This window comes from Pseudorhizobium tarimense (assembly GCF_022968135.1).
In the GTDB taxonomy this organism is placed as follows: domain Bacteria; phylum Pseudomonadota; class Alphaproteobacteria; order Rhizobiales; family Rhizobiaceae; genus Neorhizobium; species Neorhizobium tarimense.
The window spans coordinates 1-14,943 of record NZ_JALJRA010000034.1 but is presented as its reverse complement, the minus strand read 5'-3'; the positions used below and the strand labels follow the sequence as shown (position 1 = coordinate 14,943).

Annotated in this window: 12 protein-coding genes and 1 pseudogene; 6 read left to right on the top strand and 7 right to left on the bottom strand. The window is 58.0% G+C overall.

The window, feature by feature from the left end; all coding sequences use genetic code 11:
* The gene (locus MUU54_RS23785) at nt 1-351 is read left to right on the top strand and encodes a hypothetical protein (protein ID WP_247246419.1); all 351 of its coding nucleotides are present in this window, start codon (nt 1-3) and stop codon (nt 349-351) included.
* 228 nt (nt 352-579) lie between these two features.
* Here MUU54_RS23785 and MUU54_RS23780 read toward each other — a convergent pair whose 3' ends face one another.
* The 3 genes from MUU54_RS23780 to MUU54_RS23770 form a co-directional block, all read right to left on the bottom strand.
* Nucleotides 580-1,545 (bottom strand): DUF4238 domain-containing protein, encoded by a 966-nt coding sequence (locus MUU54_RS23780; RefSeq protein WP_247246418.1) that lies wholly within the window; start codon nt 1,543-1,545, stop codon nt 580-582.
* A gap of 6 nt (nt 1,546-1,551) precedes the next feature.
* Nucleotides 1,552-2,301 (bottom strand): DUF8608 domain-containing protein, encoded by a 750-nt coding sequence (locus MUU54_RS23775; RefSeq protein ID WP_247246417.1) that lies wholly within the window; start codon nt 2,299-2,301, stop codon nt 1,552-1,554.
* 487 nt (nt 2,302-2,788) lie between these two features.
* On the bottom strand, nt 2,789-3,961 hold the full coding sequence (locus tag MUU54_RS23770; RefSeq protein ID WP_247246416.1) for an RHE_PE00001 family protein: 1,173 nt from the start codon (nt 3,959-3,961) through the stop codon (nt 2,789-2,791).
* 608 nt (nt 3,962-4,569) lie between these two features.
* Here MUU54_RS23770 and MUU54_RS23765 point away from each other — a divergent pair.
* The 3 genes from MUU54_RS23765 to MUU54_RS23750 all read left to right on the top strand — a co-directional run bounded on the left by MUU54_RS23765 (nt 4,570) and on the right by MUU54_RS23750 (nt 6,621).
* Nucleotides 4,570-4,863 carry a type II toxin-antitoxin system Phd/YefM family antitoxin gene (locus MUU54_RS23765; protein WP_247246415.1) on the top strand — a complete coding sequence of 98 codons (294 nt, stop codon included), beginning with the start codon at nt 4,570-4,572 and terminating at the stop codon, nt 4,861-4,863.
* Complete coding sequence (locus tag MUU54_RS23760) at nt 4,860-5,237, top strand: type II toxin-antitoxin system VapC family toxin (RefSeq protein ID WP_247246414.1); 378 nt, start codon at nt 4,860-4,862, stop codon at nt 5,235-5,237. Before MUU54_RS23765 ends, MUU54_RS23760 begins: the two co-directional genes overlap by 4 nt.
* 310 nt (nt 5,238-5,547) lie before the next feature.
* A complete protein-coding gene (locus tag MUU54_RS23750; RefSeq protein ID WP_247246421.1) occupies nt 5,548-6,621 on the top strand; it encodes a site-specific integrase in 1,074 nt (357 codons plus the stop codon).
* A gap of 2,117 nt (nt 6,622-8,738) precedes the next feature.
* On the opposite strand, the gene MUU54_RS23740 is transcribed toward MUU54_RS23750, so the two are convergent.
* Nucleotides 8,739-9,170 (bottom strand): RrF2 family transcriptional regulator, encoded by a 432-nt coding sequence (locus tag MUU54_RS23740; protein ID WP_247246412.1) that lies wholly within the window; start codon nt 9,168-9,170, stop codon nt 8,739-8,741.
* Between the two features lie 179 nt (nt 9,171-9,349).
* On the opposite strand from MUU54_RS23740, the gene MUU54_RS23735 reads away from it, so the two are divergent.
* Nucleotides 9,350-9,727: an alpha/beta fold hydrolase gene (locus MUU54_RS23735; protein ID WP_312038866.1), complete on the top strand. Its 378-nt coding sequence runs from the start codon at nt 9,350-9,352 to the stop codon at nt 9,725-9,727.
* A 734-nt stretch (nt 9,728-10,461) separates the two neighbouring features.
* Here MUU54_RS23735 and repC read toward each other — a convergent pair.
* The 3 genes from repC to repA all read right to left on the bottom strand — a co-directional run bounded on the left by repC (nt 10,462) and on the right by repA (nt 14,111).
* Complete coding sequence (gene repC / locus MUU54_RS23730; RefSeq protein WP_247246411.1) at nt 10,462-11,676, bottom strand: plasmid replication protein RepC; 1,215 nt, start codon at nt 11,674-11,676, stop codon at nt 10,462-10,464.
* Between the two features lie 189 nt (nt 11,677-11,865).
* Complete coding sequence (gene repB, locus MUU54_RS23725; RefSeq protein ID WP_247246410.1) at nt 11,866-12,891, bottom strand: plasmid partitioning protein RepB; 1,026 nt, start codon at nt 12,889-12,891, stop codon at nt 11,866-11,868.
* The gene (gene repA, locus MUU54_RS23720; protein ID WP_247246409.1) at nt 12,888-14,111 is read right to left on the bottom strand and encodes a plasmid partitioning protein RepA; all 1,224 of its coding nucleotides are present in this window, start codon (nt 14,109-14,111) and stop codon (nt 12,888-12,890) included. The genes repB and repA overlap by 4 nt, the downstream gene beginning before the upstream one ends.
* 713 nt (nt 14,112-14,824) lie before the next feature.
* Here repA and MUU54_RS23715 point away from each other — a divergent pair.
* Nucleotides 14,825-14,943 (top strand): annotated as a pseudogene (locus MUU54_RS23715) (UTP--glucose-1-phosphate uridylyltransferase); the annotation flags it as partial.

Below are 14,943 nucleotides of genomic sequence, written 5' to 3'. Positions count from 1 at the left end.
GTGTCCACCTATCTTAAGTGGACACTTCATGCGGCAGGGGTCGCCACCAAAAAAGGTGCGCCGAAATTAGCGCTTACGCGTTACCGGGTACTGGGCGCACTCATTCCTGATCTCGACGATGTCGTTGATCGGCGGAGTCTGCCAACGTCGTCAAGTCCAATCCTGCCTCTGCACCTCCGGCCGGCTCTGCTGGCCGGGATAGCTATCGTTGAGCGTTCAGGGCCAGAGATGCTTCAAATGCTTCACGGCCAAATGAGAGGTGAGAACAAGGCGCGCTTCAGCAGTGCCATCGAAGAGATCATAAACAGTTCCTGCCGATCAACCGCGTCATCTCAATTGCAGTTAATCTGAGAATCTTCTCAGGGTAGATTCTCAAGTTAACTGCCAAAACGGGTTAAAGCGACCGCATTCTCACGGTTAAGTGCCATCCGACACCCACTCTTCAATGCGCTCCAAGGCCGCCCGTGATGGCGCCACCGCCTGCTCTACTGCCTTGTCTGTGTGGGATTGGATGAGGGCGGCGGCACCACGACGCATCCGAGGCAGCAACGCGGGAAAGGTACGCACGATTTGAGGAGTTCACCCGTTCAGTTTGAGCGGTTCCGACAGATCTGGCAAGCTTTGTGGGTCCCAGCCTTCCGGAGGTTCTGGCAGCGGTTCCGTGGGTCCGTTGTGCTTCGTCATGTTCGGCAGCAGGGTCATGAAGTCCCGCTTCCCCATAAGCCGCCGAACTTCCGCAATGTTCGAACCGTCCAGGCCATAAACGTATTTTCTACCCTGTCCGATAACAGCTTCATTCGTGAGGCGCACGATCTTACCCGCAGCCAAGCGGCGGAATGCTATTCCGAAGTCGCCTTTCATGAAGGCGATGAAGAGATGACGGGGCCCGATGGGTATCCCGAAGTGCCCATCCGGACGAGCCAAGCCGTTGGTCATCACGAACGGATGGTCCGATGTCATCAGCGGCCGCTTGACCTTGCTTGATTCGAACACCCACCATTGCGCGCCGACAAGGTGCCTGATGACGTTCTCCTGTTGCATCAGCTCGGTTGCAATCACCATGGCCTGCCGAGCTCCCATATGCGGGTCTACCAAGCGGAAGTAATCTTCTAGCTTCTCCGGCCAGTTGTGCTTCCTGATTTCCTCGTACTTTTCCTGGTAGTTGGGTACCGGCTCCATCCACAGCTTGACGAAGTTCTCCTTGTACTTCCTCATTTCCTCCGGCGTTCGCATCGCCATGGACATAAGGAAGCGAGCCCACGCATGTCGAAGCTCCCCTTGTGGGATCACGCCACGCAAGAGTTCATCGCGGGCAGCGGCGGCCGTCTTGTCCACCGTACCCATGAAGATGCGTTCGATGTTCTGCTTAGTTGCCTCGTCCGCGCCGGGGATGGTGTAGAGGTCGTGCTCGTAGCCGGTGGAGTTCGTTCCACGCCGCCTTGACCGGATCTGCCTCGTGTAAGGCTCACGTCCGAACTCTTCAAGTTTATGGTCGGCCCCGAGCCACGGGCGCAGGTAAAACTGCGGAATGTAGTGGTGCTTCACGGGCGCCTACCAAGTGTTCTTACCCTTGTTCTCAATGAGCTTCTGCGCCTTTGCCGCCAGCACTGCTTTCTTTTCATCAATCAGCTCGGCCAGCGCGTCTTCCAACAGCTCGAAACAATCCAGAAGCGCCTCAGTGTCGGTCTGCCCCTCATGGCTACCGTAGTTGCCGACGAAACGAAGAGCATCTAGGGCATTCTTGTGTCCTGGCTTGATTGAATCAAACTCTTCAATGCGTTCAGACAGGTCTAGCCGGTGTTTCTTTTTCTTCTTGGCCTTGCCTTCGGTCGGCACTTCAAAATGGTCCATCAGGCGCTCGACAAAGATGCGTAGACGATTTGCGCAAGCGGCTTTATCCAGCCAATACAGCTCAAATGCCTTTCTCAGCTGCACATTGCAGGCATCTGAGAGATTCCTGGATACGGGAATGATATGCGGCGCAGGACGGACGAACATGGGAACTAAGGCGCTTTCCCAGCGCTGCTCACGCCCTTCGTAGTCCTGATACAGTTCCGCCACACGATTTCCGCCAACAGCAACGACCTCGCCACAATGTGCGACGTCGCACTTCAACAGTGCCACGAACCGCTCTATTGTCCAATCCGGCTCAGATTCCTGCAGCTTCTGCTCCTCCTTGGAATATTCGCTTTCCTCGACATGAGGATAGTTTCCCATCGGCTGCAAAAGCCCATACCGGCAGTGCGGGCAAGTCCAACGCGGCAGCTTGTCGAAACTGTAACCCCACAGGTCCCGATTCATTCCGTCTTCCCCCTCAAATCCCAATAAGACGGTTACCGCGATTTGGCTGTACTAATCATCAGCTACACCTCGCTCATCCACTACAGGCTTTCCCGCCTGCCGATCTCCGGCGTTTTCGCTAACTGATCACTCGCGGCCCGTTTATCGCTTGCCATCACGTGACCATCCCCAGCTGCCGGCGCCGAGATTCAACCATATGCCGGTCACGCTCCTTGTTCCGAGCCGCCGCCTCGTCAACCCGCTTTTGCGCAGCTTTGATTCCGTCTGGTGACAACCGGCCCGCCTCACCGGCTCCGACATCCTTCCAGCGCTCTTGGATCAGCCACGTGACCAGCTGGGGAGCATATTCCGTGTCAACCTTCCCCACGCCTTCCTGTGCCCTTTTACGCACCGTCGTGCGGGTTAGACATTCTAATTTGAATTTGATGACAGCCGGCTCACTCCTTACATCTGGTACGCGATGCTGTCGTTCCAGAAGTGGTCGAGGCTACATTACTCCCCACGCCCGAAACCTCCCCCTCCCCGTCATCTCGCGCAGGCCGAGCTCCAGAACAATCCGCCGCGCGCCTTGCGGCGTGACGTCAAGCGCTTTTTCCACCATCCCGGCCGACACCAATGGCTTCGCCATGACGAGTTCCACCAACCCCGGCAGTTTTGACGAGGCCCGCCGTCCCGCCAGCTTGCGCTCCATCAGTTTTCGCGCCAGCGCCAGCCGATCATGCTCCTTCAGGCCGATCTCGGCAGTGGCTAAAAACCCCTGAGCGATCGCCAGCAGCCGGGTTTCCCGATCGCGATGGCGGCGGCGATCGACGGGAATGGTTTTGAGGCCGAGATTGATGGCGGCGAGATGATTTTGCGTGGTCACACCACCCTGGCGCAGGATGGCGGCGGCGAGCAGCCGGCCCATCCAGCAGGCGTGCTGGAGGACACCGATCTCGTTCCAGGCATCGAGGGCGACGATTGCCTGCAGCACCGCCGGCAGTTCTTGCGCCTGACGCAGCACGGCCCGCCACTCCTCCAGCCGCGCGTCCTCGTCCCAATCAAGATCATAAACCATCGGATCTTTTTCGGCCGCCCGGCCCGCGGCCGGAGCCCCGCCTGGCTTCCGGGCCTGTTCTATAACGGCCTTTGAGCGGGCCAGCAGAGCGTCGATGGCAGCGAGCTCCGCATCCAGGACGTCCTCGCCAGCCTCGCCTCCCGCCTCATTGACCTCCGGCCCCTCCCCTGCCCCAACATCCACTTCACCCGCCGCAGCGTCGTCGGCCACGGCATTGCCTCCGTCTCCCAAAGATGCTGCAGGCCACGCCTGCCCGGGCCACGCGCGGCGGAGGGCGCGCAGGCCCTCTTCAGACAGGGCCCAGGCAGGGGAATGGTCAGCGATCCGGCGTCGTGTCCGCAGAACGTCACGAGCGATCGTGAGTTCGTGGGTTGGGGTGCGGATGTCTCGCAGATTGTCGTGGAGGACGAGGTCCTCGAGGTGGACGAGTTCTCCGTCAATCCAGAGAGAGGCGCAGGCGTCGGTGAAGTTTTGGCGTTCGAGGAGGCCCGGGCCGACGGCTGAGCGGGCGACGCGCTCGTCGAGGCGGGCGAGTGCGCTGCTGGCGTCGGAGACGGGTTTCAGCAGGGTGTGGATGGGCAGTTTCGCGAGGTCGTAAGGCATTGATTTTATGGTAAACGATGTCTTAAACGAAAGCTACAAGCCGGCTACGGTTCTTCACAGGGTATAAAGACGCCCCACGCGGCTCGCGTGCGATAAGTAATGCTTATCGGAGGTGACGGTTTTGGCGCACTTCAGGCCTAAATGGCGGTGCAGATCACAACTAGATGCACGGATCCTGAGGGCGAGCGACAGCATAAAGAGCTGCTCAATCACTGCGAACGGTGGCCTTGTGACGCTGGCCTTCGGCGAACTCGATAAATCGCCGCTTACCTCTTGGAACAGTGCCGGAGGCAGCGGCCCGAAATAATCGCTCTCGCTGTCAGCAGGTGACACGTCAGGCCCGGTCTTATCAACGGCTCTTTCATGGCACCACCCTAGAAAGAATTTAGATCCGCTGCTGTAATGGCAAAAGCTATGTGAGCTACCCTTTACATGCGGCTTGGGTGCTACGTGGCTTGCCATGCCTGCATCACAGGCGTCAGGCGTATATTGAGGACATTGGACGCCAATTCCGGACGACGGATACAATGTCGAACTAGTGTACAACCGTGTTGTACACTATCAGGCACAAATGTATGATGGCGCTCGCTCATGTCGGAGAACACACGATGCCGCAAACTAGCTATAAGATCAGCGAGGCGCGCAAGAATTTTGCCGAGGTGCTCGAACGCGCTAATCAAGGCGAAGAAATCATCATCATGCGTGGCAATGAGATCTATGCGCGGATCGGTCCGGCCGATTTCCGAGGTAAGCGTCCATTCGGGCTGCTGCGCCATCGCGAGCTCCCTGACGATCTTTTCGATGAGCGCGCTGTGGAGCAGGAAGCGATCGACGCCGGCGACTTCAATGACGAGGTCGGTGTCTGGCAAGGCAAGCAGGGTGAGCGCGAGCCCGGCCTATGAAGCTGCTGCTGGATAGCCACGTGGTCTACTGGTGGACAGTCGGCAGCGATCGCCTTTCATCAAGAGCGCGATCGATGATCGAGGACAAGACCAATGTCATTCTGGTCAGCGCCGTTTCCTTCTATGAACTGGACAACAAGATGCGCCTCAACAAGCTCGATGTGAAGCCACAAGAATTGCGCGGCGCCGTCTTCGCCAGCGGGCTGCAGACACTGGCTATTACCGACCTGCATGCCGAACTCGCGGCAAGCCTGGATTGGGAGCATCGCGATCCCTGGGACCGTATTCTTGCCGCCCAGACCCGGCTGGAACACTGCTCGTTCGTCTCAACCGACATGGCCTTCGATGCCGTGCTGCATGAGCGAATCTGGTGAGGCATTGCTATGAAAATCTTTGCGGACGTCGCTGAAGCTGCCGATCGGCTGGAAGAGCTGATTGATCTCGCACGACGCGGTGACACGGTGCTGATCTGTCGCCAGGCAAAGCCGGTCGCAGAGTTATCGCGATCCCGAAGCCGCCTGGCACCTGGGATAATGTCTGGGGTCTGGCAGCCGAAGGGCGTGGCAATGTCCCTGCAGGAACTACATCAAATCACGACGACTTTTACGACGACCATGGATTGCCTAAGTGAGTACGGTTGAACGCCGCGCCGAGCAGCTTGATACCATAGCTGCTGTCTTGCCGATGGAGCGGCGCGACGAGCTGGCTGAGTTACTGACCGACCAGGATGTCGAAACACTGCGACACCTGGTCAACGAGGGCATGGGCGTCAACACGTTGCGCGCGCTAGCCTCCGACCTCACCTACTTGCAGGCCTGGGCGCTCGCATCGACTGGAGCCTCCCTACCGTGGCCGGCGCCTGAAGCGCTGCTCCTGAAATTTGTAGCCCATCACCTCTGGAATCCGGAAAAGCGGCGGTCGGATCCACAGCATGGCATGCCAGTTGAGGTGGAGCAAATGCTCCGCGACCAGGGGCTTCTTAAAGTCGTTGGTCCGCATGCGCCTGATACGGTGCGTCGGCGGCTCGCCACATGGTCGACATTGACGAAATGGCGGGGGCATAATGGCAGCTTTGTCTCCCCTGCCCTCAAGTCAGCATTGCGACTGGCGGTGCGCGCTACGCCACGCCCCAGGAAGCGCAAAAGCGCCAGGGCGGTTACCGGCGATATCCTGTCAAAGCTTCTAGCCACTTGCCGGACTAATGGTTTGCGCGACATCCGGGATCGAGCCATCCTTATGGTGGCATTTGCCTCGGGGGGTCGACGGCGCAGCGAGATTGCGAATCTGCGCAAGGAGCAATTGACGGTGGAGGCACCCATTTTCGTCGAGAACGCGCCTCCCCTGCCCTCCCTCTCCATCCACCTCAGACGTACCAAGACCAGTGGTGGAGAGAGTGACGAGGTGGTTTACCTGGCGGGCGGGCCAGTGGAGGCCCTAAACGCATGGCTGGAGGCGGCCAGGATTGAGCGTGGCAGCGTCTTCCGGGCCATTGACCGTTGGGGCAATGTTTCGAAGCGAGGGCTCGAACCAAAGGCTATCAACGACATTGTCAAACATAGAGCGGAACAGGCTGGGCTCGATGCTGCGGAGTTTTCGGCGCACGGCCTGCGCTCCGGCTACCTGACTGAAGCGGCCAATCGCGGCATTCCGCTACCCGAAGCAATGGAGCAATCGCGTCATCGCTCCGTTCAGCAAGCATCGTCATACTATAACGATGCCAACAGGAAGGGCAGCCGAGCCGCTCGGCTGCTTGAGTAGGTCGTTCTATCACGGGGCCGCGCCGTTCGCCGAGCCCTTAGCTGACGCAGACGGCCGTCCGTCCTTTCCCGCGGATCGTTCCCTTGTCGTCTCGCGTTTCCCTCCCTGAGAAATCTCAGACGCGCTCATCTTCGCCCAATCCCCCTCCGACAGGCAGCACCGCTACCTTCCACTTGCCGCAGTCTGAAGCAGCGGGTCTAGGTGCTAGAATGCCTCTTTGCATGCCCAGTTCGCTGCTCTAATCAGGCGCGGACAACCAGCCCATCTCGTGCCCGGTTTTGCTCGGGTAGAGAACGAAGGAGAGCTTGCAAATGGACATTACGCGGGAGACAGTCACGGTCACAAACCGCGCAGATTTCGCGCAATGGGCGGTTGAACGTGCGAGAGCAATTGTCGCCGGCGAGGGGGGAGACCTAGCTCTCGCTGCGCGCGGTGCGGATGACAATCAGATTGCCGCCACAGGCAACGCGCTAGGCCAAGCGATTGTTGACGCCCTTCTTGACGTTTTTGACAGCCTGCTGACAGAATATCCAGCCTGTCCAGGAGACGCGGGTATCTGAGCTGCAATCTCGCCGGCGCACTCTTTCGAACCCCTTCGACGATTTTGAAGTAAATAGTCAGAACGCAGCCGAAGTTCCTGCATGAAGATCCGGTCTTCGATCCAATCCTTCACGCTGTCTACGAATGCAGGCTGGCATCGAAGGTGAGCCTACGAGCACAGCCCAGCGATCAAAGATCTTGGCGTATAGCTGCTGACGATGTTCTGGCGGCATTCCCGTTCCATCCTGATCCCAACGCCCTCACCGGCTTGCGCTCTGAAGCATCGACTCGCAAGGCTACCGCTACTCTTTCATAGGTTCACCAACGGCCAATCATCGCAGGCAGAGCGACAGACCATCTCGCAGCAGCGGTACGTTGTACTGAGGGTGCTGCGTCGGCAACCGCCGATTCTCGCTTACCCTGTGCTGGCCGCTGGCGCTACAAAACCCTGACAGCTGTCAGGGTTTTGGTGATGGCTTCGACTTCGCCGATTCTACAGATGCTCCCTTGAGGCCAGTGCATCTGTTTCAAGCGATGAACGAGCAGGTCAGACAACTGGCTTCTCCACCCAGCCAATCAGCGGTTCCCGTCGTCAACACTTGAGGTTAGGCAATAGCTTGAGCACGCGATGCTTTATGCGCTTCTGATCGCGCGTTCCTGACCACAAGTGGAGACGAGGCAATCACTGGAAGTAGGAGCAGAGCTCTAACAAAAGCGATCGCGCAACCTCACCACTTAAGAAGATGCGGAAACCATCTGCTGACCCGCCAAGGCTCGACCATGCGTCTCCCTAGTCTTTCATATTATAGGATCATTCCAGGTCGCCCTAACCAGGAACATTAGGCCTAACAGCAAGCGTCCGCCGCTGGCGCCACCAGTTTTCGCTGCAGCCGCGATGATAAATTCAGCACGCCAGCCAAGCAACGACCTCACGGTGGCCAAACCAACAAGATCAGAACAATGCGCAAGCATTGACGCTTCCAAGCGTGGTGACCGCATATCGAACGTTCGGCGAAATCGCCGGTGGATCAGCCATGGCGAATGGATCCCACGGACAGACTGTCCGCGGCCAACGGGGGAGGGGGCCTTGCATTCCCGGTACCCCCTCCATCACAATCCCTACAACTTCGAGATTGGCACAGATCCTACTCCGTCCAGCACATCGTCACCACTATAGGACCGCGCTTTCGGTTTCCTCCGCTCCTCCCGAACATTGGTTGAACGCGTCTAGTCCGAAGTCGGACGTTTCCTAGTCTGGCTTGCGGCCGTTCCTGCCTTACCAGTGCCTGCGAACATCCTGCCGTTACGAACAAGCGCCGAACCGCCGCCAAAAGAACCGCAGACAGGGGCAACGGTAGCCAACTGGGCGTCCTGGTCACAGAAACGGGACTGGAGGAAAGGGAAGGGGCCAACCGGTGTGCCGGCGGACGAAGACAAGCAGTCGCTCCTCACAGTGCCGGAGGAGCTCGTTGCTTCATATTGGAAGTCTCGCTCCAAGTTCAAACCGGATGATGTGCCACGGCTCGCTACCCGCACGTGTTTGTTCGTTCCGGTACAGGCGACCGCTTAGCAACCACTTACGTGGTAACGGAAGCCTTAACTGTGGCATCTTTTGCTATCTGCGCCAGTGTCGTGGCAGCGTAACTCCTGACAAGATAGCTCTCTGCAGCAGCATGCGCCTGTTCCAACACACGATTAGAAGCCCATTCTACTGGGCAACTTGGGTGATCTCGCGAGATCGGAACGTGGAGAATAGGCCCCTTTGTCAAAGCGCGCTGCACGTCAAGCACCGTCACCTGATCGAGCGACTTGATCAATTTCCAGCCACCTCCTCGTCCGCCTTCGGATGCCACGATACCATGATCACGAAGCGCCCCGAGCGTACGGCGCACAACAACAGGATTGGTGCTGAGCATCAGCGCAATTCGCTCTGACGTTTCTTTTCCGCCGAGCAGTCCCATGTGAACCAACACATGCAGCATCCTCGCCAGCCTGCCATCGGTCGCCATCGTAAGCCTTTCTGCCACATTATTTGTTACGCTATCTCCACTTATGCAGCTCAGCGTAACCGTTTCGGTTACACTATTGAAGACCAGCGATCTGGCGTCACAGGTCTTCAAGCGTGCAGCTTATCCGCTCTCCGTCGATCGCCTTGCCACCAAGTCAGCAGCCGCCCGTGAAAGAGAAAATGATGCAGACTCGCACGATCAACATGAGCATCCGTGATGCCGGTCAAGGTCCACTGGTCCTGCTCTGCCACGGCTTCGCCGAAACCAAATACGCCTGGAGACACCAGATAAGCGCACTCGAACAGGCTGGTTACCGTGCGGTTGCGCCGGATCTGAGAGGTTATGGCAGTCCCGATGCGCCTGAGCACCCGGATCAGAACACGGTCTTTCACGCGGTCGGCGACCTTGATATGCTTGGGGAGCAACAGGCGGTCGACGTCGGCCATGATTGGGGCGACAATTGCATGGCAAGCGGCCCTGTTACGACCAGGCCGGTTCCGTGCTGTCGTCGCACTCACCGTTCCGATGATGGCGCAGCCGCCCGCGCCACCATCTAAGATTTTCCCCGGACCGATGACGCCCTGTTCTATGCGTTGTATTTCCAACAACCGAACCTCGCTGAAGAGGAATCTGACCGCGACGTGAACGTGACGCTTCGCAAGCTCTTGTCCGCAGCAAGCGGAGAAGCTGGGCCTCGCAGGTCGCGCGATGGCACCCTAACCCATTTGGAGTGGCCGTCAGGAGCACGAGCACAGGTCTGCTGGCAAGCCTGCCCGCTCCCACCTGCCTAACGGGATAGTTACCCACTGCAGAATTCGATCGCCTCGTACGCCTTCGTACTGCCGGGCTGCACCGGAGATTGAACTACCATCGAAATCTGGATCGCAACTGGGAACTGCATCAAGCTCATGAAGGCCAACAGGTTCAGGTGCCGGCACTTTCATGATCGGCGAGCGCGATACTGGCCTCAGTATACCCGTGATGGATCAAATCATCGCTGCGATACCAAGTTTAGTTCCCGACTTGCGCGGCTCCTACGTTCTTCAAAAAACGCAGGGCATTGGCTTCAGCAAGAGCGAGCCAGCGACGTATCAGAGTTGGCGCTCAGTTTTTGAGCGAGCTCTAGACGTGTTCATATCACCTTTGACCGAGCGCAGCCGAACCGACGCGGCGGTTAGCGCTCAGGACAAAGTCCGCAGCAATATTTTGTTTTACCGAGACGACGCAGACACGGGCGGTGGATAAGCGACCGCGTGTGTGCGGCAGGGGAGGGGAGGCCGCGATCTGACAGTTAACCCACCTGCCGACTGTCGCCGCCGTTGGCTCGCAGCAACGCCATGAGGACCGGACCCAGCGAGAATTCGCCACGTTGCGCCTTCGACGTGAGATCACGTAGATATCCGCCGGCGGAGTTTATGTGCCCCGCACGCTCCAGGATGCATGCCATAGTGACCGCAGCGTTCTCCGGCCCCATGATCTCGCAGGCCTCCTGATAAGCGGATGGGCTCACGCCCAGCATCGACCGCACCGTGACCGCAGCGCTCATAAGATCCCGCCAACCTGCGATCGCCCCGCCAGGCCCGTAAGCTGCAATCTCCGGGCACGCCCTCAAAACTAATCCCAAAGGAAACGCCTTTAACGCCGCGGACCTACGTTCCTGGATAGGCTCAACATCCGCCCCCAGCTCGGTTCTAGAGCTAGGTTCAAGATCATTGATGAGTTCGGGTTTTGAATTCTGTTTGTGGCGCTCATCGTGAGCATCATTGGCGCTCATATTTGCAGAATTCTTCTCCAATTCCAGCATGTTGAGCACTTCGTGGCGCAACAGAGTCATCTCATCCAGGAGCGCAGTCAGCTCCGCAAGGGTCGGAGTGCGCGGAATACGCTGGACAAGCGTCACGTAGACCAACTCGACCTTGCCCCAGTCGCCTGACGCGCCCTCTTCCATCGCCGCAGTGATGAGTTTGCGAATATCGCGCCGGCATATGGTTAGGCTCTCTTTCGTTCTGCGCAATAGAAGTCGTTCCGCTGCGACCTGCTGCGCGAGCTGAGCGAGCTCCTCTGAGCGCAACAGAAGGGGAGACAGGTCAAAGCCAAAAGCGCTTTCAACCTCTCCGCTTTTCGCCTTACGCGCATAGCGTTTGCCGTTGGCACTGTCTTTACGAGTGATCAATCCCGCCTCAACGAGCAAAGCGAGGTGCCGGCGCAGCGTGGCTCCTGCAATGCCGTGAGCTCGCAGCGTCAGCTGGGCATTCGAGGGGAATACGATCAGCTGTTGATCTTGACGCAACTCGTTCTCTGGAAAGAAGCTAAGGAGCGCGTCAAGGACGGCTAAGCTCCGATCTTGCAGACCAAGCAACGGACGGGCTTCAGATACGTCCCTGAAGACTTTCCACTTCTCGGCCGTTTTTCCAGGCTTTATCTCGGCCACGGCCATCTGCTGCCGCACCAAGGCAAGCGTCATCGGCCGCCGCCCGAAAGGCGTCGTCACATCTCCAACCTGCATTGTCCCTCACCCTCAACAAGGCAAAAGAAGCCAGCTCACCAAATTACGGTGCCAAAGACGCTTGACTGGGATTCGGGGAAATGCGATTCTCTAGTTGTCACACAGAGAGAGAGGCTTCCACGACGGCAACGTTTGGGGGCCTTTTTCTTTTGCAGCGCTTCCTTTCCTGGTCATGAAGCCTGACAGGTGTCAGGCTTTGGTATGATCCTGTTGACGAGCAAAGCGTTCGGCAAGCGCCGGCAGCTCTGCTTCCACAAACTTCAAAAACTCTATCCCCGCCGCACTTTCGGCCGCGATTCGAACCTCTTTTGGCAGCACAACAAGTGCTCCCAGCGTCCTGCCGGTGCTATCCGACAGGACCACAGGTTCAGAACTTTGTTTGACAGTTGGTTTGACGGCCGTCAGCGCCCGCTGGAACCTCTGGTCAGAGTTCTCCGGCCGGTCTGGCTGCCTCTGCAGCGCGGCACGGATGGCCTGAAGCAGGTCCGGATTGCCCGAGACAGCCTTAGCAAGTTGCAGCCAGCGTGGCCGTCCAATCTTCGGCGCCCGACCAATTGCCTCTATGACATCGGCTGGAACAACCCGGTACACGCTGCGCATTCGCGCCAGCTCCGCATCCTCAATCGACAGCGCAGCGTAGATATCGCGCGGTTTGATCCCTGCCTGGTCCATGCGAGAGGCGAAAAGAGCACGCTCAATCCAAGTGAGATCCTGGCGGCTAGCGTTTTCAATCCCTTGGGCAAGGACTAGATCAAGATCCGATATCTCCACTTCGAGCGCACGCACCGGTCGGCCAAGCTGTTTGGCGGCGAGCCAGCGGCGATGCCCATAGATAATCTGGTACCGGTCATGCGACGAAGGGTGCTTGCGCACCTGAATGGGAACCTTCTGCCCTTCCACCTCGATGGACCGCTTGAACGCCTCGAAGGAGGCCTCGTCGTCATCCGGCAAACGGTCGGGGAAGGGGGAGGGGTCAATCGCGGCGGGATCCAACTCCCGAACAGCACCTCCACCAGCCTCCACGATCGCCTTAAGGCGGTCGCGCTCTGTCCGGATGTCATCAATTGCCCGGTGCGCTGCGCCGATAACGCCAGCGCCCACACGCCCGCCTTGAGCCGGTGCTGGAGGCGTCGGCTCCTCCGTGAGCTTGTTTTCCAATTCCGCTGACAGCAGCCCGAAGCTCTGCACGATCGATTTACGTGGCGTTTTATTCACTTGCGCCCCCAGCTGTCATTTATGAGGGTAACGATTGCCTCGTTGACCGCATCCACGGCTTCGCGGGCCCGCTTGTGCGTATCCCGTCCGATCTGCCCGATTTCAAGCTCGTAGACGGACCGCTTTGCCAAGCCGGCTGCTTCGATTGCAGTGCTTTCGATCGCGGTTGGCAAGAGCACATCAGTCCCGAACAGATGTCGGAGCATAGCGACGACTTGCGACTGCGGCGCATCATTGGGATCATGCCGGGTTACCAGGTAGCGGATAAAATCCTGATCCAACTGAGCGCCGCTCTCATTCAGAACACTGATCAGATCGCCCATCATAAGAAGAAACTGGCTCATGGAGGCAACATCCAGCATAGCCGGATGCACGGTGATGATCATGCTCGTGGCCGCATAGATTGCGCTCAACGTCAAGAACCCGAGCGACGGCGGCGTGTCCAGAATGACGACATCGTAGTCTTCTTCAACGTCAGCAAGTGCCAGCTTCAGTCGCTCGAAGAAGATCGCACCAGAACCTGACCTGCCTGCGAGCACGCGTGGTGTTTCGTGTTCGTACTCCATCACCTCCAGATTGCCCGGAATGAGGTCGATCCCGTCGAAATAGGTTTTGCGGATGATGTCACGAATAGGCCGACGCTCCGAATCATCGTAGCGCAACGCTGCGTAGATCGTCTCGTTCGAGCCGACGTCCACCTCCGGTTGGGCACCGAACAATGCAGACAAGGAGGCCTGAGGATCCAGGTCCAGTGCGAGTACCCGATAACCGTGAAGGGCGAGGTACTGTGCAAGATGTACGCAGGTCGTTGTCTTTGCGCTTCCGCCTTTGAAATTGGCGATCGCAAGCACCTGCAGGTGCTCGCCTGGACGGCGGCGAGGCAAGAAACGCAGCGCCTCCGCGGGCTTCTGTTTGGCGAAAAGCTCGCGCAACTCGTTGATCTGGCTCAGCGTATAAACGCGATGATTATTCTCCAACCGGCTAGGGACGGGCCCTCTACCCTCAATCGACATAAGCTTCAATGTCGAATCGGGGATTGAAGTCAGCCTGGAGACCTCATTGGTCAGGAAGGGGCGTAGGGTCTTCTCCGATTTCGGCGGATACATGCGAGTCCTAAGCTGCTGCAATTGACCTGACAGAAGCCCCGCATGACGCGTGATTTTGCGACCGGCATCTTCCCTAGGACCACCAGTTGAATACACTCGGTTTGCTATCGCCATCTCGTCCCCTTGGCGGCCTACTGCCGGCTTGCCGACTATTGCCCGCCAAATCTAGAACATGATTCTCACCAGCCGTCCAGAGATTTAGGGTTAATCACTGACTGCCGGCGTCAGCGGTGGCGATAATTGGACAAAAAAGCTGTGCAGCAGCTCTGACAGTTCACACCCTCGCAACCACTTATCTCAGCCTCAGACCAATCAACTTTCTTAGCGGACACAGCATCCACTTGGCCCGATCGATCTCAGGCACGCGAACGCACGCTCAGTCAAACGTTCATCCTATCAGCGTGTTGCCGCCGGCCGGCCTCTTCTCCGTCCGGCAGGATGATACTCGCGCTGTTCGACATGACCGTCCATCGACGTAAGACGTTCAACGACTGTTCCTGCGGCAACTTGATCGACCAGCCAACAGATGTCCTGCTTTAGACCAGGTTCCCCTGGTATTCGCGCACAGTGAGACGGAAGAACCGACGTTAAGGAGAGGCTGTTCAGGATCGGGACACCGTACATTGTCCGCTGCGCGGCGAGAATACTCGTCAAATCACCTCCACCACAAGCCTTCAAGTTCTAGAACGACAAACAAATTAGGACGGACAGAATCGTTCAGGATGAATAAAGTCGCGATCGCCCTCACCTCTCGTTACGGATCTGTAATATCTATCGGCTAGTCGAACTAATCCGTTGCAGAAATGGCGATTGCTTAGGAGGTGTGCGTGGCACAGAAGACGATACGTAAGGCAGTCTTTCCAGTAGCAGGTCTCGGTACCCGCTTTCTTCCGGCCACAAAGGCCGTTCCGAAGGAAATGCTGACGGTCGTCGACAAGCCCGTCAT

Excerpts from the sequence above, each read along its gene's own strand:
- MUU54_RS23775 (WP_247246417.1), bottom strand. The coding sequence starts at position 2,301 with ATGAATCGGGACCTGTGGGGTTACAGTTTCGACAAGCTGCCGCGTTGG.
- MUU54_RS23750 (WP_247246421.1), top strand. The coding sequence starts at position 5,548 with ATGGAGCGGCGCGACGAGCTGGCTGAGTTACTGACCGACCAGGATGTC.
- MUU54_RS23760 (WP_247246414.1), top strand. The coding sequence starts at position 4,860 with ATGAAGCTGCTGCTGGATAGCCACGTGGTCTACTGGTGGACAGTCGGC.
- MUU54_RS23735 (WP_312038866.1), top strand. The coding sequence starts at position 9,350 with ATGATGCAGACTCGCACGATCAACATGAGCATCCGTGATGCCGGTCAA.
- repC (WP_247246411.1), bottom strand. The coding sequence starts at position 11,676 with ATGCAGGTTGGAGATGTGACGACGCCTTTCGGGCGGCGGCCGATGACG.
- MUU54_RS23770 (WP_247246416.1), bottom strand. The coding sequence starts at position 3,961 with ATGCCTTACGACCTCGCGAAACTGCCCATCCACACCCTGCTGAAACCC.
- MUU54_RS23765 (WP_247246415.1), top strand. The coding sequence starts at position 4,570 with ATGCCGCAAACTAGCTATAAGATCAGCGAGGCGCGCAAGAATTTTGCC.
- repA (WP_247246409.1), bottom strand. The coding sequence starts at position 14,111 with ATGGCGATAGCAAACCGAGTGTATTCAACTGGTGGTCCTAGGGAAGAT.
- MUU54_RS23740 (WP_247246412.1), bottom strand. The coding sequence starts at position 9,170 with ATGGCGACCGATGGCAGGCTGGCGAGGATGCTGCATGTGTTGGTTCAC.